The sequence below is a fragment of the Streptomyces sp. W16 genome, assembly GCF_033194735.1.
Lineage (GTDB): Bacteria > Actinomycetota > Actinomycetes > Streptomycetales > Streptomycetaceae > Streptomyces.
In genome coordinates this window covers 1-14,509 of the sequence record NZ_JAWOAI010000243.1, presented here as the reverse complement: position 1 = coordinate 14,509, position 14,509 = coordinate 1, and the positions used below count along the sequence as shown (strand labels likewise).

At 68.1% G+C, this 14,509-nt stretch carries 13 protein-coding genes; 7 read left to right on the top strand and 6 right to left on the bottom strand.

The genetic code is table 11. The annotated features are described in order from the left end of the window. From R6V09_RS28710 to R6V09_RS28685, 6 genes are all read left to right on the top strand, one after another. Nucleotides 1-911 (top strand): hypothetical protein (locus tag R6V09_RS28710; RefSeq protein ID WP_317884346.1); only part of this gene is annotated, 911 nt, incomplete at its 5' end. Between the two features lie 282 nt (nt 912-1,193). Continuing rightward, nucleotides 1,194-2,303 carry a multiple monosaccharide ABC transporter substrate-binding protein gene (chvE, locus tag R6V09_RS28705; RefSeq protein WP_317884345.1) on the top strand — a complete coding sequence of 370 codons (1,110 nt, stop codon included), beginning with the start codon at nt 1,194-1,196 and terminating at the stop codon, nt 2,301-2,303. Between the two features lie 47 nt (nt 2,304-2,350). After that, the gene (mmsA, locus tag R6V09_RS28700) at nt 2,351-3,901 is read left to right on the top strand and encodes a multiple monosaccharide ABC transporter ATP-binding protein (protein WP_317884344.1); all 1,551 of its coding nucleotides are present in this window, start codon (nt 2,351-2,353) and stop codon (nt 3,899-3,901) included. After that, nucleotides 3,898-5,142 carry a multiple monosaccharide ABC transporter permease gene (gene mmsB, locus R6V09_RS28695; protein WP_317884343.1) on the top strand — a complete coding sequence of 415 codons (1,245 nt, stop codon included), beginning with the start codon at nt 3,898-3,900 and terminating at the stop codon, nt 5,140-5,142. Before mmsA ends, mmsB begins: the two co-directional genes overlap by 4 nt. A 133-nt stretch (nt 5,143-5,275) precedes the next feature. After that, entirely contained in the window at nt 5,276-6,430 is a 1,155-nt protein-coding gene (locus tag R6V09_RS28690) for an aldose epimerase family protein (RefSeq protein ID WP_317884342.1), read from the top strand. Nucleotides 6,431-6,610: 180 nt separating this feature from the next. After that, complete coding sequence (locus tag R6V09_RS28685; protein WP_317884341.1) at nt 6,611-8,272, top strand: pyridoxal phosphate-dependent aminotransferase; 1,662 nt, start codon at nt 6,611-6,613, stop codon at nt 8,270-8,272. Nucleotides 8,273-8,333: 61 nt separating this feature from the next. On the opposite strand, the gene R6V09_RS28680 is transcribed toward R6V09_RS28685, so the two are convergent. The 6 genes from R6V09_RS28680 to R6V09_RS28655 all read right to left on the bottom strand — a co-directional run bounded on the left by R6V09_RS28680 (nt 8,334) and on the right by R6V09_RS28655 (nt 13,912). Beyond that, nucleotides 8,334-9,935 carry a methyltransferase gene (locus tag R6V09_RS28680; protein ID WP_317884340.1) on the bottom strand — a complete coding sequence of 534 codons (1,602 nt, stop codon included), beginning with the start codon at nt 9,933-9,935 and terminating at the stop codon, nt 8,334-8,336. 42 nt (nt 9,936-9,977) lie between these two features. Further along, nucleotides 9,978-11,153: a 4-hydroxybenzoate 3-monooxygenase gene (locus tag R6V09_RS28675; protein ID WP_317884339.1), complete on the bottom strand. Its 1,176-nt coding sequence runs from the start codon at nt 11,151-11,153 to the stop codon at nt 9,978-9,980. A gap of 109 nt (nt 11,154-11,262) precedes the next feature. Further along, nucleotides 11,263-12,642 carry a DUF3500 domain-containing protein gene (locus R6V09_RS28670; RefSeq protein ID WP_317884338.1) on the bottom strand — a complete coding sequence of 460 codons (1,380 nt, stop codon included), beginning with the start codon at nt 12,640-12,642 and terminating at the stop codon, nt 11,263-11,265. A gap of 59 nt (nt 12,643-12,701) precedes the next feature. Further along, a complete protein-coding gene (locus R6V09_RS28665) occupies nt 12,702-13,034 on the bottom strand; it encodes a hypothetical protein (RefSeq protein WP_317884337.1) in 333 nt (110 codons plus the stop codon). Between the two features lie 24 nt (nt 13,035-13,058). Next, nucleotides 13,059-13,511, bottom strand: a complete 453-nt coding sequence (locus tag R6V09_RS28660; protein ID WP_442810160.1) for an ATP-binding protein — start codon at nt 13,509-13,511, stop codon at nt 13,059-13,061. Then, nucleotides 13,508-13,912: a MerR family transcriptional regulator gene (locus tag R6V09_RS28655; protein ID WP_317884336.1), complete on the bottom strand. Its 405-nt coding sequence runs from the start codon at nt 13,910-13,912 to the stop codon at nt 13,508-13,510. Before R6V09_RS28655 ends, R6V09_RS28660 begins: the two co-directional genes overlap by 4 nt. 53 nt (nt 13,913-13,965) lie before the next feature. On the opposite strand from R6V09_RS28655, the gene R6V09_RS28650 reads away from it, so the two are divergent. Next, nucleotides 13,966-14,388: a hypothetical protein gene (locus tag R6V09_RS28650; protein ID WP_317884335.1), complete on the top strand. Its 423-nt coding sequence runs from the start codon at nt 13,966-13,968 to the stop codon at nt 14,386-14,388. The last annotated feature ends 121 nt before the right edge of the window (nt 14,389-14,509 follow it).

Here is a 14,509-nt window from a genome sequence, read left to right as displayed (position 1 = left end):
GCGCGCCCGCCCTCGACCCCGCCGACGCCTCGCCGCACACGTTCCCCGGCGGCGGTCGCTGGCGCACCGAGATCCCCTCGTGCGAGGGGCCCGAGGCGCTGGCGGTCATCCTCAAGGAGTCCTCGCGCCTCGATGTGCCGATCCACCGGATCAGCCAGGGCAGCGGTGTGTGGATGCTGACCGACGCCGAGATCACCGAGATGGTCGAGGCCACGGCCGAACGCGACATCGAGCTCTGCCTGTTCACCGGTCCGCGCGGGACCTGGGACATCGGCGGGTCGGTGCGCTCCGACTCGCGTGGTGGTGGGCTGCGTGCCCGGGGTCACGACGCGGTCGCAGGCTGCATCGAAGACGCTGTCCGGGCAACGGAGTTGGGCGTCAAGTGCCTGCTCGTCGCGGACGAGGGTGTGCTGTGGACGCTGCACCGGGCGCGCGGGGCGGGGATCATCCCGGCCGACACGACGCTCAAGGTGTCGGCGCTGATCGGTCCGGTCAACCCGGCGGCGTACGCGGTGTACGAGAAGCTCGGCGCGGACTCGCTGAACGTGCCGAGCGATCTGACGCTGGATCATCTCACCGAGATCCGGCGGGTGTCGGCGGCTCCGATGGACATGTACATCGAGGCGCCGGACGACCTCGGTGGCTACATCCGGATGTACGAGGTCGCGGAGCTGATCCGCCGAGGCGCCCCCCTGTACCTGAAGTTCGGCCTCTCCAAGGCTCCCGGTATCTACCCGTGGGGCACCCACCTGCGGGACGTCACGCTGGACACGGCGCGGGAGCGGGTCCGTCGGGGGCGGCTGGCCCTGGACCTGCTGGCTCGGCACGGCGCGGACGGAGATATGGCGGCCCTTGGTACGAGGTTGCCGGGGACTCTCAACCGTTTCCCCGCAGAGAGTGCCACTGACTGACCGATGGGGCCTGCGGGTCTGGCTGTGGCTGGTCGCGCAGTTCCCCGCGCCCCTAAAAAAATCTGGGCCGGCGCTCAACAGGCACCGGGGGCAGTGCGGGGGCCCTTGGAAACCGGGCCCGCGTTTCCAGGGGCGCGGGGAACTGCGCGACCAGCCCCCACCGGGGCCGCACCACGCAACACAACCCGCACCACGCACAGCGCAACCCGCACCACCCCGCATCCTGAACCACCCCCCACGCTCGCTGCACTCTCAACGACGAGAAGAATGAGGCCAGTTCACATGCGCATCCGCAGAAGCGCCCTCCCCCTCATAGCCGGCGCCGCCACCCTCGCGCTGACCCTGTCCGCATGCGGACAGAGTGGCTCGGGCGGCAGCAAGGAGAAGGAGAGCAGCGCCAAGGGCGGCACGATCGGTATCGCGATGCCGACGAAGTCCTCCGCGCGCTGGATCTCCGACGGCAACAACATGGTCAGCGACCTCAAGAAGAAGGGTTACAAGACCAAGCTGGTCTACGGCGAGGACGACCCGGACACCCAGGTCTCGCAGATCGAGAACATGATCACCCAGGGCGTCAAGGGCCTGATCATCGCGGCGATCGACAACAAGTCCCTGAACAACGTGCTCCAGGAGGCCGCGGACGCGAAGATCCCGGTCATCGCCTACGACCGCCTGATCCTCGGCACCAAGAACGTCGACTACTACGCGTCCTTCGACAACACCAAGGTCGGCGTGCTGCAGGGCACTTACATCATCGAGAAGCTCGGTCTGAACAACGGCAAGAAGGGCCCGTTCAACATCGAGCTGTTCGCCGGCTCGAACGACGACAACAACACCAAGTACTTCTTCAACGGCGCGATGAGCGTGCTCCAGCCGTACATCGACAAGAAGGTACTGGTCGTCAAGTCCGGGCAGACCGCGCTGAACAAGGTCACCACCCTGCGCTGGGACGGCACCAAGGCGCAGAACCGCATGGAGGACATCCTCACCGGTTCCTACAAGAGCGGCCGGGTCGACGCGGTGCTGTCGCCCTACGACGGCATCTCCATCGGCATCCTGTCCGCCCTGAAGTCGGACAGCTACGGCTCCGCGAGCAAGCCGCTGCCGGTCATCACCGGCCAGGACGCGGAGCTGGCCTCGGTGAAGTCGATCATCGCCGGTGAGCAGACGCAGACCGTCTACAAGGACACCCGCGAGCTCGCCAAGGTCGCGGACACCATGATCGACGACGTGCTCAACAAGAAGACGCCGGAGACCAACGACACCAAGACCTACGACAACGGCACCAAGGTCATCCCGGCCTATCTGCTGCAGCCGGTGAGCGTGGACAAGACCAACTACGAGGACGTGCTGGTCAAGGGCGGGTACTACACGGCCGCGCAACTCAAGTAATTCCGCGGCCCGTTACCCGACCCCACACTTGATTGGAAGGCACGACCATGGCGGGACCCGTCCTGGAAATGCGCTCGATCGTCAAGACCTTTCCCGGTGTCAAAGCGCTGTCGGACGTCACCTTGACGGTCCGTCAGGGCGAGGTCCACGCCATCTGCGGTGAGAACGGCGCCGGGAAGTCCACCCTGATGAAGGTGCTCTCCGGCGTCCATCCGCACGGCAGTTACCAAGGCGACATCCTCTTCGAGGGAGAGGAGTGCCACTTCCGCGACATCCGGGCGAGCGAGCACCGCGGCATCGTCATCATCCACCAGGAGCTGGCGCTGGTGCCGTTCCTCTCCATCGCGGAGAACATCTTCCTCGGCAACGAGCACGCCACGCGCGGGCTCATCAACTGGAACGAGACGCTGCGGCACGGCACCGAACTGCTGCGCCGGGTGGGCCTGAGCGACCACCCGGAGACCCGCGTCGCCGACATCGGCGTGGGCAAGCAGCAGCTGGTGGAGATCGCGAAGGCGCTGTCGAAGAGGGTGAAGCTGCTCATCCTGGATGAGCCGACGGCGGCCCTGAACGACGAGGACAGCGGCAAACTCCTCGATCTCATCCTGGAGTTGAAGAACCAGGGCATCACCTGCATCATCATCTCGCACAAGCTGAACGAGATCCGCAGGGTCGCCGACTCGGTGACGATCCTGCGTGACGGCCGCTCCATCGAGACCCTCGACGTGAAGGCACCGGAGACGACCGAGGAGCGGATCATCTCCGGCATGGTCGGCCGCGACCTCGACCACCGCTTCCCCGAGCGCACCCCGCACGAGGGCGAGCCCGAGGCGGCACCCGCGCTGGAGATCCGCGGCTGGACCGTGTTCCACCCGATCGACCAGCAGCGCAAGGTAGTTGACGATGTGTCAATAAATGTGCGCAGGGGCGAGATCGTCGGCATCGCCGGACTGATGGGCGCCGGCCGCACCGAACTCGCGATGAGCGTCTTCGGCCGCTCCTACGGCCGTTACGCCGGCGGCACGGTCCTCAAGGACGGGCAGGAGATCCGTACGAAGTCGGTCGCGGAGGCGGTCGGCCACGGCATCGCCTATGTCACCGAGGACCGCAAGCACTACGGCCTCAATCTCATCGACACGATCAACCGGAACATCTCGCTGGCCGCCCTGAACAAGGTCTCCCAGCGCGGAGTCGTCGACGAGCACGAGGAGCGGCAGGTCGCCGAGCGGTTCCGCAAGTCCATGAACATCAAGGCGCCGACGGTGTTCGAGCCGGTGGGCAAGCTGTCCGGCGGCAACCAGCAGAAGGTCGTCCTCAGCAAGTGGATCTTCGCGGGTCCCGAGGTGCTGATCCTGGACGAGCCCACCCGAGGCATCGACGTGGGCGCCAAGTACGAGATCTACACGGTCATCGACCAACTCGCCGCCGAGGGCAAGGCGGTGGTCTTCATCTCCTCCGAACTGCCGGAGCTGCTCGGCATGTGCGACCGCATCTACACGATGGCGGCGGGCCGGCTGACCGGTGAGGTGCCCCGGGCCGAGGCCACGCAGGAAGTGCTGATGCGCCAGATGACGAAGGACAAAGAGGTAACCCGATGAGCACGGACGTCACCGACAAGATCCCGGCGGCGGCACCGCCGGGCAAGGACGGATCGGGCGCGGGCGGCGGCCTGTTGTGGCTGGTGCTGGACGGCCTGCGGCGCAACATGCGGCAGTACGGCATGCTGATCGCCCTCGGTCTGATCGTGATCCTCTTCGCGGTCTGGACCGGCGGGGACCTGCTGCTGCCGCGCAACGTCTCCAACCTGGTGCTGCAGAACAGCTACATCCTGATCCTCGCCATCGGCATGATGCTGGTCATCATCGCCGGGCACATCGACCTGTCGGTCGGTTCGCTCACCGCGTTCGTGGGCGCCTTCGCGGCCGTCCTGATGGTCAATCACCAGGTGTCGTGGCCGGTCGCGTTGGTGCTGTGCCTGCTGATGGGCGCGGTGGCGGGCTCGGTACAGGGGTTGTTGATCGCCTACGCGGGCATACCGTCGTTCATCGTCACGCTCGCCGGAATGCTGCTCTTCCGCGGCCTCACGGAGATCCTCCTCCAGGGCCAGACGCTGGGCCCCTTCCCCAACGGTCTGCAGAAGTTCGGCAACGGCTTCCTGCCCGAGGTCGGCCCGAACACCAACTACCACAACATCACTCTGCTGTTGGGCCTGGCGATGATCGCCGCGGTGGTGTGGCAGGAGTTCCGCGACCGGCGCCGGCAGCAGGAGTTCTCGCTGGACGTGGCGCCGACGAAGCTGTTCCTCCTCAAGCTCGTCGTCATCGTCGCCGCGATCCTCTGGCTCACCATGCTGCTCGCCAGCTACAACGGCGCGCCGATCATCCTGATCGTCCTCGCCGTCCTGGTGGCCGGTTACGGCTATGTGATGCGCAACTCCGTCTTCGGCCGCCACATCTACGCGATCGGCGGCAATCTGCCGGCCGCGAAGCTGTCCGGCGTCAAGGACAAGCGCGTCACCTTCCAGGTGTTCCTGAACATGGGCGTGCTCGCGGCCCTGGCGGGTCTGGTGATCACCGCCCGCCTCAACGCGGCCTCGCCGAAGGCCGGCGACGGCTACGAACTGGAGGCCATCGCCTCCTCGTTCATCGGTGGCGCGTCCATGAGCGGCGGTGTCGGCACCGTCTTCGGCGCCATCATCGGCGGTCTGGTCCTCGGCGTGCTGAACAACGGCATGAACCTCCTCAGCGTCGGCACCGACTGGCAGAAGGTCATCAAGGGGCTCGCCCTGCTGGCCGCGGTCGGCTTCGACGTGTGGAACAAACGCAAGTCCGGTTCGTAACTTCAGCGCGACGCTCCGCTGGGAAGGCCGTACGAAAACTGCGGGCCGTACGTGGCTGGTCGCGCAGTTCCCCGCGCCCCTTTGGGGCGCGGGCCCAGCGGGGCCCCTCCAACTCACATGGGAGAGCCGCTACATGGAACTGAACAGACGCACGGTCATTGCAGGCGCCGCGGCAGCGGGTATCGCCGCCGGCGCACTCGGTACGGGTACGGCGCAGGCCGCCTCGGGAGGCAAGAAGCCCGTGAAGGAACTCTTCGGCACCCTCGCCGACGGCAGCAAGGTCTACCGCTGGTCGCTGGAGAACGGCGGCACCCGGCTCAAGGTGCTGTCGTGGGGCGGAGTCGTCCAGTCCCTGGAGCTCCCGGACCGGCACGGCAAGTACGCCAACGTGTCACTGGGCTTCGACAACATCGCCGACTACGTGGCGAAGACCCCGTACTTCGGCGCGCTGATCGGCCGCTACGGCAACCGCATCGCCAAGGGCCAGTTCACCCTGGACGGCAAGAGCTACCAGCTCTCCGTCAACGACGGGGTCAACAGCCTGCACGGCGGCACCCAGGGCTTCGACAAGCACATCTGGGACGTGGAGGGCTTCACCTCCGGCTCCGACGTCGGCCTGCACCTCTACTACACGAGCGTCGACGGCGAGATGGGCTACCCGGGCACCCTCAAGGTGAAGGTGACGTACACGCTCAACAAGCACGGCGACTGGCGCATCGACTACGAGGCCACCACCGACAAGGCCACGGTCGTCAACCTGACCAGCCACGTCTACTGGAACCTCGCCGGCGAGGGCAGCGGCACCATCGAGAACCACGAGCTCACGATCCCCGCCGCCCGCTACACGCCGACCGACTCGGGGCTGATCCCCACGGGCGAACTGGCCAAGGTCGCCGCCACCCCCTTCGACTTCCGCAAGACCAAGCCGATCGGCCGCGACATCCGGGCCGGCCACGTCCAGCAGGTGCAGGCCAAGGGCTTTGACCACAACTGGGCCCTCGACAAGGGCATCACCGCGAAGCCCGAGCACGCCGCGACCCTGCACGACCCGCACTCCGGCCGCACCCTGAAGATCGCCACCGACCAGCCGGGGCTGCAGTTCTACACCGGCAACTTCCTCGACGGCACTCTCACAGGTACCGGCGGCCACACCTACCGCCAGGGCGACGCCCTGTGCCTGGAGACCCAGCACTTCCCGGACTCGCCGAACCACGCGAACTTCCCGTCGACAGTGCTGCGGCCTGGTCAGACGTACAAAACGTCGACGATCCACACGTTCAGCGCCTGAAGCCCCACAGCTGACGCGTAGTTCGGACCCGGGGTTCCCGAACTCACACCATTTTCACATCCGTTGAACAGTGCCACTCCCGTCTCCGTATTCAAGGGCGGCCCGTGCTCCCCCGCGCGGGCCACCCAAGACGACGGGCCCGGTCGTCCCCGCCGGGCCCGCCTTCATACGGAGGTTCCATTGGCCGACTCCAACGTCACCTCGCTGTTCCGCAGTACGGCGGCGCACAGCCCGTCGATGGCAGCGCTGGCGCGTGAGAGCGACGGCACCGGCCCCGTGGACTTCTGCATCCCGTGCAACCCGTACTTCCCCACCCCCGCCATGTTCGACGACATGGCGGCCCGGCTGCGCGAGATCATCACGTACTACCCGAGCAGCGCCGACACCATCACGGCCGAGCTCTGCAATCTGCTCCAACTCCCGCCGAGCTGCGTCGCGATGGGCAACGGTTCCACCGAACTGATCACCTGGATCGACCACTTGATGGTCCGCGAGTCCCTCGCCATCCCCGTCCCCACCTTCGGCCGCTGGACCGACCAGCCCATGGAGACCGGCAAGCGGGTCGACATGTTCCCGCTCCAGGAGTCCAGCGGCTTCGTCCTGGACCTCGCGCAGTACGCCGAGTTCATCCGCAAGCGCAACACCAAGGTCGCCGTCATCTGCAACCCGAACAACCCCGACGGCGGCTTCATCCACAAGCAGGCGCTCGTGCAGTTCATGGACGCGATGGCCGACCTGGACCTCATCGTCATCGACGAGTCGTTCCTGGAGTTCGCCGACGCGGAAGTGGAACCCAGCGTCGTGCAGGAGGCGATGCTCCGTCCCAACGTGGTCGTCCTGCGCAGCCTCGGCAAGAACTTCGGTCTGCACGGCATACGGTTCGGCTACCTCGTCGCCAACCCGGCCCTCGCCGGCCGCATCCGCTCCATGCTCCCGAAGTGGAACCTCAACGCCTTCGCGGAACACGTGGTGTTCATCCTCAAGGAGCACGGCGCGGAGTACGCGCAGAGCCTCCAGCAGGTGCGCCGCGACCGACTCGACATGGCGAGCCATCTGTCCGCGCTGCCCGGCCTGACGGTCTATCCGTCGCAGGGCAACTTCCTCTTCGTACGCCTCCCCGTGGGCGCCGAAGGGACCGTCGTCCGGGACCGGATGCTCACCGAGCACCGCATCCTGGTCCGCGAGTGCGGCAACAAGATCGGTTCGTCCAGCCGCTTCCTGCGCCTCGTTGTGCGCCCCGAGACGGACGTGCGTCGCCTGGTGTCCGGCCTGGAACAGGTGCTCTACGGGACCAGGAGGGGAGCCGCCGTACCCGAGCTGAGCACAGGGACCAGCTACAGCTCGGGTACGGCGGCCGTGGACCGCCTCGTCGGGGCGACGAACGGCGCCGGCATGCAGATGCCTGCGGCGATCATGCAGATGCAGCCGCAGCCCGTGCCCATGCAGGTACCGGCAGCCGCGGCGCCGCAGCCGCAGCCTCAGCTCGTGCCGCAGCCCCAACCCCAACCGCAGTACCAGCCGATGGTGGCCGCGGCGCAGGCTCCGCAGATGCCGATGCAGCCTGTTGCGCAGATGCCGGAGCAGTTGGCTCAGATGTCGCAGCAGATGCCGGTGATGCAACAGCCTCAGCAGCAGCCGTACGGTGCGCCGGCGCCCGCGCCTGCTCCTGTGCCTCAGGGGCCGACGCCGACTGGTGTGCCTGCGCGTAATGGGCTTACGGCTGCGCAGGTGCGGGGGGCTACGAGTCCCAACGGGATGCAGAATCTTGCGCCGGCGCCTGCCACCGGGTGGCCCAATGCGCAGAGTTGGCCCAATGCTGCGGGGATGGGGCAGGCGGGTTAGGCGTTCGTTGCCGGGTGCGGGTGCGTGGGGGCTGGTCGCGCAGTTCCCCGCGCCCCTGAGGTCAGTTGCCCCTTACGGCGTGTAGTAGCGAGGCTCCCAGCGGCAACCCGTGACAAGCCTCTACCTCGAAGCCGGTCTTCTCCAGCAGTAGGCGGTAGTGGTCCTCGTCGCGTTCCTGGCCGCCGACGTTGCACAGCATGTGGATGTCCCATGCCACCGCCGTCGGAGTCGGCAACAGGCGTTCCACTAGCAGTAGTTGGGATCCTGGGCGCATCGCGTCCGCGCATCTGTGGAGGATCGTCAGGCAGCGGTCGTCGTCCCAGTCGTGGAGGACTCGGGACAGGAGGTAGACGTCACCGCCCTCCGGTACGGACCTGGTGAAGTCGCCCGCTACGAAGGTGCAGCGCTCGGGGAGTTGGGGGCGGGCCGCCTCCAGGGCCTCCGGGCGTTCCAGCAGTACGCCCTCCAAGTGGGCGTGGGTCCGCAGGAGTCGGGCCAGCAGCGCGCCGTTTCCGCCGCCCACGTCGACCACGCGCCGTACGGCCGCGAAGTCGATCAGGGTCGGTACCGGGGCGAACATCTCGGCGCTGGCCGCCATCGCGCGGTGGAACAGGTCGCCGAGTTCCGGGTGTTGGGCGAAATACGGGAAGTGGTGCTGGCCGTAGCGGTGGGCGAAGGCTTCCTCGCCGGTGCGTACGGAGTGGGTCAGGCCGCTGAAGGAGTCGTAGAACGGGCCGCCGTAGAGCTGGGCCAGCGGGTGGAGGGAGAACTCCGTGCCGGTGCGCAGGGGTTGGCCGGTGGCGGTGAGGTGGTAGGTGCCGCCGGCGGAGGTGAGCAGGCCCAGTGAGGTCAGGTAGCGGAGCAGGCGGCGTAGCGCGTCCGGGTCGGTGGCGGTGAGGTCGGCCAGGGTGTCGGCGCCGATGCCCGGGTGGTCGGCCAGGTGGTCGGCGATGCCCAACTCGGCCATGGTGGCGACCGCTTGGGTGGCCCAGGCTCCCGTCATGACGCCGAGCAGGGAGGCCGTCGGGTCGGGGAGGGGGGCGTGGCGGCCGGGGAGGCGGAGTTCGAAGCGGCGGTGGGTTCTGGTGCGGTGGTAGAGGACGGTGACGTTCTCGTGGCCGTTGTAGCCGCCGCCGTCGGGGACCGCGCCGCCCCGCTCCTGGAGGAGGAGCCGTAGGCCTGCGGGGACGACCGGGCCGGGGGCGGTGACGGCGAAGGCGTGGTGCGACTCGTGTTCCGCCTCGCGTTCGTCCGCCGCAACGGCCTGCAGCGGGGAGTCCGGTGGGACGGGGAGCGCGAAGATCTCCACGCTGCGGGTGCCGACCGCGACGTGCACGATGCCGACCGGGGTTTCGGCGAGGGCGGGGCCGTGGCGGCGGGCGAGGCGTTCGCGGACGACCACGCTCGGGGTGACGGCGCCGGGTTCGAAGCCGAGGCGGTCCAGTTCCTCGCAGAGGCCGTCGAGGGAGTCGGGGAAGACGAGGACGGCGGTGTGGTCGAAGACCAAGTGCCGGGAGACGTCTGCCCGTTCGGCAGGCGTGAGGTCCGGGAGCAGTTGGGCGAGGACGTCGTCCGTGTCGTGGGCCTCGACGTAGGCCGCCGCTCGCCGGATGCGTTGTACGTCGGCCTCGGCGAGGCGCGCCTGTACGACGGGGAGGTTCATGTGGGGGTTCCCGGTGATCGTGGGTGGGGACGGGAGACGGGGTCAGATGCCGGTGTAGTTCTCGGCGAAGAAGTCCTGGTGCGTGCGGGAGGTGCGCAGGCTGTCGAGGCGGGCGTACTGGAGCGCGCGGCCGTAGCGGGCCTCGGCGTCCTCGGTGGTCGGACCGTGCAGCAGGCCGCTCATCCAGTGCGAGAACTCGTGGGCCCGCCAGACCCGGGGCAGGCAGTCGGCGGCGTACCGGGCGAGGTCGCTCTCGTCGTCGCGGGTGAGGGCCGGCACGAGTGCCCGGGCGAGGCGTTCGGCCTGGAGTACGGCGAGGTTGGCGCCCTTGGCGGCGGAGGGGCTGATGAGTCCGGCGGCGTCGCCGGCCAGCCAGAGGCGTCCGGCGCCGGGACTGTCGAGGACGTCGGAGCGCAGGTCGACGACCGTCTTCTCCAGGACGGGACCGTCCTTGAGCGGGCCGAACTCGGCGGTCCGGAGCCGGGTCGCCAGCTCGGTCCAGATCCGGTCCTCGCTCCAGTCGGCGGGATCGGTGCCGCGCGGACACTGGAGGTAGTAGCGGGTGACGGTCGCCGTACGGGCCATGTGGCCGGCGAATCCGTGTGCGTGCAGGGCGTATCCGACGGCGGCGAGGCTGGGCGGCGCCTCGGCCAGCACCGCCAGCCAGCTCACGCCGTGGTCCCAGCGGGCCGTCCCCGTGCCCTGTGCCGCGAGGGTCGCGCGGGCGACGCCCCGGTGTCCGTCGCAGCCGGCGACGTAGCGTCCGGTGACCTCCGAACCGTCGCGTGTCCGCACCCGGCCCTCGGAGATCTCCTCGACCTCGGCGCCGAAGCGGATCTCACCGCCGCGCCGCAGGTACTCGGCGAGCAGGTCCCGTACCAACTCCTGCTGGGGGTAGACGGTGTGGACCTCGCCGCGCCCCAACTCGCCGTAGTCGAGGGTGAATTCACCCTGTTCGCTGCGGAAGAGGCAGGTCCGGTGCGTCCGTCCTCTGGCCAACAGGCCTGCATCCAGGCCGTGTTGGGCGAGTACGCGTACGGAGTGGGCGGCCAGGAACCCTGCCCTGGCCCGCCCTTCCACCGCCTCGCGCCCGCGCCGTTCCAGGATCACGCAGTCGATGCCCCGGTCCAGGAGCAGGTTCCCCAGGACCAGCCCCGCCGGGCCCGCCCCGACGATCACCACCCCGGTCCGCGCCCCGGAGTCGAATCGTTTCCCCACGTCCACCCCTGATCTTGCTTTTTCGGCCAAGGGGTTTCATATCAGCCAGATCGGGGTGATGAGGAATCGAAGGTGATCATGTAGCCCATAAGGCCCAATTGGGCATATGTCAGTGGTCGTTGTCCAGGTGCAGCTTCAGCAGGTCCACTCCGTAGTCGCCGCCGTTGGGGGTGCGGATGATGGTGTGGATGTGCTCCTGGGACGGGGTGCCGCCACCCATGCCCATGCCGCCGCCGGGAGGACCGCCGGCGTTGGAGCTCGCGCTCGCACTGGCGCCGGCGCTCGGGCTGGCGGAGGACGCCTCGTGGTAGAAGAGCGGGGCCTGGGCGTCGTACTCGATCAGCACGACCGGGCTGTGGATGCGGTAGTAGAAGGCGGACTTGTCCTTGGTCTCGCCCATCCAGTAGAAGTACGTGTCGTCGAGGTGCTTCTCCACCTCGGTCATCTTGACCTCGGCGTGCCCCTCGCTGATGTAGCCGATGTACACGCGGGCCACGTCCAGCAGCTTCTCCCGCTGGGCGGAGGTGAGTTCGGAGCCGCGCACGCCCTCATAGGCGAGCTTGAGGTTGTCCGAGCCGGCGCCCGCCTTCATGTCCTCGTTGCCGTTGCCCTGCGAGGAGACCGCCTTGGCGAGCTGCGCCTTGGTGAGGGAGCGGATCATCGCCAGACCGGCCGTCGTCTCCGGCCGGAACAGGGTGATCTTCTGGCCCTTGTACGTAGCCGTCGTCGGCTCGGAACCCATGAAGGTCGGCGTCATCACGACCTGGTCGCCGAGCACGAAGTAGTTGATGGCGACGTGGTGGCCCTCGTACTGGAAGCCCCACGGCTTGGTGGTCGACGGGGTGCCCATGAAGGTGAAGAAGTAGTGGCCCTCGGTCAGGGTCTTCTGGTTGCCGCCGTTGGAGTCGCCGAGGAACTGGTTGAGCTTCATGATGTTGCGGGTCTGGGTGAGACCGTCGGCGGACAGCGCGACGCCGAGCAGTGAATAGCCGAGGTTGCGCTTCTTCTCCGTGAGGTCGCCCATGCGGACGCCCTTGCGGGCGTAGCCGTCGACGTTGCTCCAGGCCGTCCACTCGTCGGCGTCGATGTCGAAGGTGCAGGACTTGCGCTCCTTCGCGGAGAGCCCGTCCAGGAACGCCTGCGCCGCCTTGACCAGCTTGTCCGTGGAGACGCCGGTCGAGTGGATCGTGAACAGGTCGTCGACGACCTTGCCGTCGGCGGTGACACCCTTGAGGTCCTTGTACTTGACCTGGGAGACCCCGGGGCCCATGCCGCCACCCCCACCACCGCCGGCTCCGGGCCCGCCCGAGGGCATACCGCTCGGGGCGCCGGACTGTGCGGCGGAGGACGAACTCGCCGTGTCCGACGAGTCGTTGGAGCATCCGGTCATGGTCGCCACGGCGGCGACACCTCCGGCGAGCAGCGCCTTGTTCATGAACCAGCGGCGGCTGCGCTCGGAGGCGGGGGTGTGGGGTCGGTGTCCATGCATGGGGATCAGAGTCCATGCCGAACCTGAAGCGTTCTTGTCAGCAACCTGTGAGGAAAAGGCTACTCGGGGGCGCCTGGCCCGGCAGGGAGCGACGGCGGCGCTCCCCGGCCGGCCCGCTGGGCGAAGACCATCATCCCGAGACCAGCAAGAGCCACCGCCGTGGTGACGACCGACAGCACCATTTGGACGTCCGGGTCGACATCCACCAGCGCGATCACCGCGTGATACAGGACGACGACGCCGAACAAGGTGTACCCGGCACCCCAGAGCCGGGGCTTGAGCACCTTGCCGGCCAGCCAGGGAAGCACCCAGGACGACGTGACGGCCGTGATGCCCACGGCGAGAGAGAAGATGGCGGCGGCGAAAAGCAGCACGTTCAGGGCTATGAGCACTGGTCAATCATCGCACCGGTGGGGCTACTTGGAAAAGGGATGACCAGCGCGGACGTCGACTTCCGCGCGGACTGTTTTCCCCAACGGCTCCCGGTCCAGCACCTCCCACCGGTCGGCCATCGCCTCCACCAACACGAGCCCACGCCCGGAATCGGCGAGCACCTCGGGCTGTCGTACGGCACCGGGTCCTGGCGGACGCGGCCCGGTACGGGTGTCGGTGACCTCGACGCGGACACTCCCGGTGACGAGGGAGAGCCGGAGTTCGAAGTCCCGCCCCGGTACGCGCCCGTGGGTGACGGCGTTGGCGGCGAGTTCGGCGACGATCACGGCGACAGTGTCGGAGGCGTCACTGCCGTGCGGGACGCCCCAGGCGTGGAGCTGGTTCAGGGCGAGGTGACGGGCGAGGCGGGCACCGCGAGGGGTGGGACTGAGGCGCTGGACGAACGTACTTACGGTGACGGGTGGTTGGGTGGTCACCCCGGGAATCCTGACCGTCTCCCCGCCCGCGCCCCCGCCACGGACGCCGGTTGCTTGCGCAGGGGGCAGTCCGTGCCGACGCGGGCCGTCAACTCCACGCGGAGGACGGCCAGTTCGGCCATGCGGGTGTCGATGATCCGGATCTTGTCGGCGAACAGGGCGGACAGGGCCTCCGCTTGATCGGGGGCGGCGCTCAACTCCTCTCCATGGTCGGCGATTTCGGCCAGTGAGAAGCCGAGGGCCTGTGCCGTGCGGACGTATTCGAGCCAGGGGACCGCCTCGGGCGGGTAGTCGCGATACCCGTTCGCCAGCCGCTCGCTGGTGAGGATGCCCACCTGTTCGTAGAACCGGAGGGCGTCCCGGCTCAGGCCCACCCGTGTCGCCAACTCCCCGATACGCATGCCCACATGATGACTTGACCTTGGACCCCACTCCACTGTTTAGCGTCAGCGGCATGAAGATCACTTCCTATCTCCGGGTCGTGCGGGCCAGCTCCTGGTACGACCTCGTCGTGACGGCCGGCTTCGCGACCCCGTGGACGTACGCGCTGGTGCACGACACGCTGTCGTCGCTCGGCCGGGACTGGGGGCTGGGCGTGCTGCCCGAACTCGACCCGATACAGACCCTGTACGCGAACCTGATGGGGTCGGTGGTGGTCGTATGGGCCGTGCTGCGGCTCGTCCGGCCGCTGGCTCTGCACGGTCTGCTCGACGGGGTGGCCCGTGTGCTGTTCACCGCCTGGCAGGGCTACGCCCTCGCGCAGGGTGCCCCGCGGTTCCTGTGGCTGTTCCTGGGCGTGGAGGCGATGTTCGGCGTGCTCCAACTGGCGCCATGGTGTCGGCGGGGAACGGAATTGCGGGAGTCGCGAGTGCGATGATGCCGCCATGTCACAGTCACCGCAGGACTCCTCGGTCACCAAGGACGGCATGACCGCGGCACAGGCCGTCGACCGGATCGAGGCCGCGGCGCCGCCGCGCCCGCACGGCCGCCGCCTGCAC